Source organism: Acinetobacter sp. NRRL B-65365 (assembly GCF_001605865.1).
Lineage (GTDB): Bacteria > Pseudomonadota > Gammaproteobacteria > Pseudomonadales > Moraxellaceae > Acinetobacter > Acinetobacter vivianii.
In genome coordinates, this window is the sequence record NZ_LRPD01000062.1 from 1 (window position 1) to 4,000 (window position 4,000).

The window sequence follows — 4,000 nt, forward strand, 5'->3', positions numbered from 1 at the left end:
CTGTCGCAAGCATCTGTGAGATGTCAACAGACCCTAGATCCGGTTCATGACTCAATCGAAGGGATGAAGTATGAGTAATGAAGAAAAAAGTGGATTAAAGCATTGGGTTCCTGCTTTCGTCCTGATGGTATGTGTCGTTCTGGCATTTTTCGACAAAATCAGTATCGCGGTCTTGTTTGCTGACCCGCACTTCCAAGGTGCGATGGGGATTGCACAAGATAAGGCAAAACTCGGATGGCTCATGACCAGCTTCTTGTTGGCTTATGGTTTTTCCTCGGTCTTTTTGAGTTTCCTCGGCGATATTTTTAATCCGAAGAAAATGCTGTTCTGGAGCGTCGCATCGTGGGGCATTTTAATGTTCTGCATGGGATTTACCACCAACTATACCGGTATGTTGATCCTGCGCGTTTTGCTTGGTTTGGCTGAGGGACCATTGTTTGCACTGGCGTATGCCATCGTGAAGCAAACCTATACCGATCGCCAGCAAGCGCGCGCTTCGACCATGTTCCTGCTAGGTACGCCGATTGGTGCATTTCTGGGTTTTCCAATTACCGCCGCAGTGCTTGCAAAGCACGACTGGCACACCACATTTTTTGTGATGTCAGGTTTAACAGTGGTTGCGCTACTGGCGATTGCATTTGGTCTACGTAATTTACAACTCAAGAAAACCATTGAACTTGAATCAACCAGCAAACGCCTGAATTTCAAAGGTCATATTCACAACACCAAAGTGCTATTACAGAACCGTGCTTTTTGGCTGGTGTGCATTTTCAATATTGCATTGATGACTTATCTCTGGGGCTTAAATAGCTGGGTGCCTTCTTATCTGATTCAGGACAAGGGCTTTAACCTCAAAGAGTTTGGTGTTTATTCAAGCCTTCCATTTATCGCCATGCTGATTGGTGAAGTGATCGGTGCTTTCCTTTCTGACAAGTTAGGCCGCCGTGCTGTTCAGGTTTTCAGTGGCCTGTTGGTGGCAGGCATCTTTATGTATGTCATGGTCATTATGACTGATCCGATTCTCGTGATCGCAGCAATGTCTTTAAGCGCAATGGCTTGGGGCTTTGGTGTCGCAGCAGTATTCGCTTTACTTGCCCGTGTAACAACTGCCGATGTTGGTGCAACTGCGGGTGGAATTTTCAACGGAATGGGTAATTTTGCCAGTGCAATTGCACCTGTTCTGATCGGTTACATCGTGATGCAAACACATAGTTTTAATTTAGGAATTACCTTCTTGGCAGCCGTCGCTGTGATTGGATCGTTCTTCTTAGTTCCTTTATTGAAACGTTATTAATCAAAATATTGAACAAAACCTAGGAGTTAAAACATGACTACTCAACAATTCGAATCATGGACACAACCTGAAGGTACAAATTTACAAGACTGGTTGAATACACGTATCGCACGCTTTGAAACACGTAAATATGATTTTGATGCCTTGAAGTTCCAAGCGGACTATGACCCGAAATATCGTCGTGCACAAATGCGTTATATGGGTACTGGTGCAACAGGTGTGGTTAATGATGGCAATACGGTTCCAGCTGAAAACTTTACCTTTTCAACCATGGTTTTACCTGCGCAATGTGAAGGGCCTTTGCATATTCATCACGATGTTGAAGAAGTGTTTTTCATGTTGCGTGGCGAAATTGACCTGTTCATTGAACATAACGGGGAAAAATTTGAGACCAGATTGAAAGAGCGTGACCTGATTTCAATTCCACCGGGTATTTATCGTGGTCTGTTCAATCCGGGTCAGGAAGATGCCTTGATGTGTGTGATGTTGGGTGCTGGTAAACCAACCATTCCGAACTATCCACCTGAGCATCCATTGTCTCAAATCAAACGTTAATCCGATTGATCTTATAAATGTTGAAGGAATGACATGATGACACTGATTGAGCGTTTAACTCATTATCCAGTCAAAACCGTTGCCGTAAATGGCGCTGTGCAAGCTTATCGTGAAGCAGGTCAAGGCCAGCCGCTGATTTTGTTGCATGGAATTAGCTCAGGTTCAGCATCCTGGGTCAATCAGCTGGAGACACTCAGTCAGCATTTTCATGTCATTGCCTGGGATGCACCGGGTTATGGCTTATCCGATGGCTTAAACACAGATCAACCCAATGCAGCCGATTATGCGGAGCGAGTATTGGGCTTGATGGATGCGTTGAACATTCCCAAAGCCGTTGTAATTGGACATTCATTGGGTGCCTTACAGGCCAGTGCGTTTGCCCATCTTTATCCTGAACGGGTACAGACCTTAATCATTGCCAATGCCGCACAAGGTTATCAACGTTCCGATGAAGATACCAAAGCACAGGTCTATCAAAAACGCCCGAATATGTTGAAGAGCTTGGGCAATGCAGGCATGGCTGCCAGCCGTGGACCTCATTTGATTTATAAACAAGACCCTCAGGCACTGGCTTTGGTCAGTGAGGTGATGGGGCAACTGACATTAGATGGTTTTACCCGAGCATCTTATTTGCTGGCGTATGACGAAATTCGAAATTATTTAACAGAACTTACTGTTCCTTGTGTGGTGATTGCGGGTGACAAGGATGGAATTACGCCTGCGCAAGCGATCAAGGAACTTGCAGTAGAAATGCAATTGAGCCGATGTCATCTCATTACAGATGCAGGTCATCTGAGTTATGTCGATCAACCTGAACAGTTTAACGACATTGTTCTATCGGCACATTAAGACTTAAACGAGAGATATGGATATGAGCTTCCAAGTTGAAGGAAAAGTAGCAGTTGTAACAGGTGGCTCGTCAGGCATTGGTTTGGCTGCAGTCGAAATTTTAGTTGCAGAAGGTGCCAAGGTGGCGTGGTGCGGTCGAGATGAGCAGCGTTTGGCGGCATCAAAACTATATATTTTAGAAAAATATCCGCATGCCAACATCTTCACCAGTATTTGCAATGTTTTGGATAAAGAAGATGTAAAACGCTTTGCACAACAGGTAAACCAGAATCTGGGCAATGTCGACATGCTGATCAATAACGCAGGTCAGGGGCGTGTGTCTAATTTTGAAAATACCCAAGACGAAGACTGGATGAAGGAAATTGAACTGAAGTATTTCAGTGTATTACATCCAGTACGTGCTTTCTTAAACGATTTAAAACATTCGGCATACGGGTCGATTACCAATGTGAATTCTTTGCTGGCACTGCAACCTGAGCCGCACATGATTGCGACTTCATCTGCACGTGCAGCATTGCTGAATCTAACCCATTCACTGGCGCATGAATTTACCCAGTACGGTGTTCGTGTCAATTCAATTCTTTTGGGTATGGTGGAATCAGCACAGTGGAAACGCCGTTTTGAAACCCGTTCTGATCTAAATGCTACATGGGAACAGTGGACAGGCAACATAGCCAAAAACCGTGGCATTCCAATGCAACGTTTAGGCAAGCCAGAAGAGCCAGCGCGTGCCTTGGTGTTTTTAGCATCGCCTTTGGCATCGTATACCACAGGTTCGACACTCGATGTCTCTGGTGGATTTAACAAACATTTATAAGGTGTTCACATGAAACAGTTGATGATGATTGGTTTTGGAGCGATGGCGGCAGAAGTGTATGCCCACATGCCACAAGACCTGCAACTTAAATGGATTGTGGTCCCTGCACGCAGTATCGAAAAAGTACAGGCGCAGGTTGCGGCTGATGTGCAAGTGATTAGTTCAATCGAACAATGTCAGGGGACACCTGATTATGTGATTGAAGTGGCAGGACAGGCTGCGGTGAAAGAACACGCGCAAAAAGTCTTGGAAAAAGGCTGGACCATTGGCCTGATTTCAGTGGGGACTTTGGCGGATAACGAATTTTTAATTCAGCTGAAAAAAACGGCAGAACAAAACGATGCGCATCTGCATTTATTGGCAGGCGCCATTGCCGGGATCGATGGGATCTCTGCGGCCAAAGAAGGTGGTCTGGAAAAGGTCACTTATAAGGGCTGTAAGAGTCCAAAAAGCTGGCGTGGTAGCTATGCGGAACAATTGGTTGA

Annotated in this window: 5 protein-coding genes; all 5 read left to right on the forward strand. The window is 45.2% G+C overall.

The annotated features are described in order from the left end of the window. Window positions 1–70 precede the first annotated feature (70 nt). Window positions 71–1,294 (forward strand): MFS transporter, encoded by a 1,224-nt coding sequence (locus AWW72_RS16590; protein WP_004772867.1) that lies wholly within the window; start codon window positions 71–73, stop codon window positions 1,292–1,294. A gap of 33 nt (window positions 1,295–1,327) precedes the next feature. Next, the gene (locus AWW72_RS16595) at window positions 1,328–1,849 is read left to right on the forward strand and encodes a cupin domain-containing protein (RefSeq protein WP_004652930.1); all 522 of its coding nucleotides are present in this window, start codon (window positions 1,328–1,330) and stop codon (window positions 1,847–1,849) included. Between the two features lie 33 nt (window positions 1,850–1,882). Further along, the gene (locus tag AWW72_RS16600) at window positions 1,883–2,698 is read left to right on the forward strand and encodes an alpha/beta fold hydrolase (protein WP_062848061.1); all 816 of its coding nucleotides are present in this window, start codon (window positions 1,883–1,885) and stop codon (window positions 2,696–2,698) included. A gap of 22 nt (window positions 2,699–2,720) precedes the next feature. Continuing rightward, window positions 2,721–3,515 carry an SDR family oxidoreductase gene (locus AWW72_RS16605; protein WP_062848062.1) on the forward strand — a complete coding sequence of 265 codons (795 nt, stop codon included), beginning with the start codon at window positions 2,721–2,723 and terminating at the stop codon, window positions 3,513–3,515. 9 nt (window positions 3,516–3,524) lie between these two features. Next, the coding region (locus AWW72_RS16610; protein ID WP_155858570.1) for an aspartate dehydrogenase at window positions 3,525–4,000 on the forward strand (476 nt) is incomplete at its 3' end.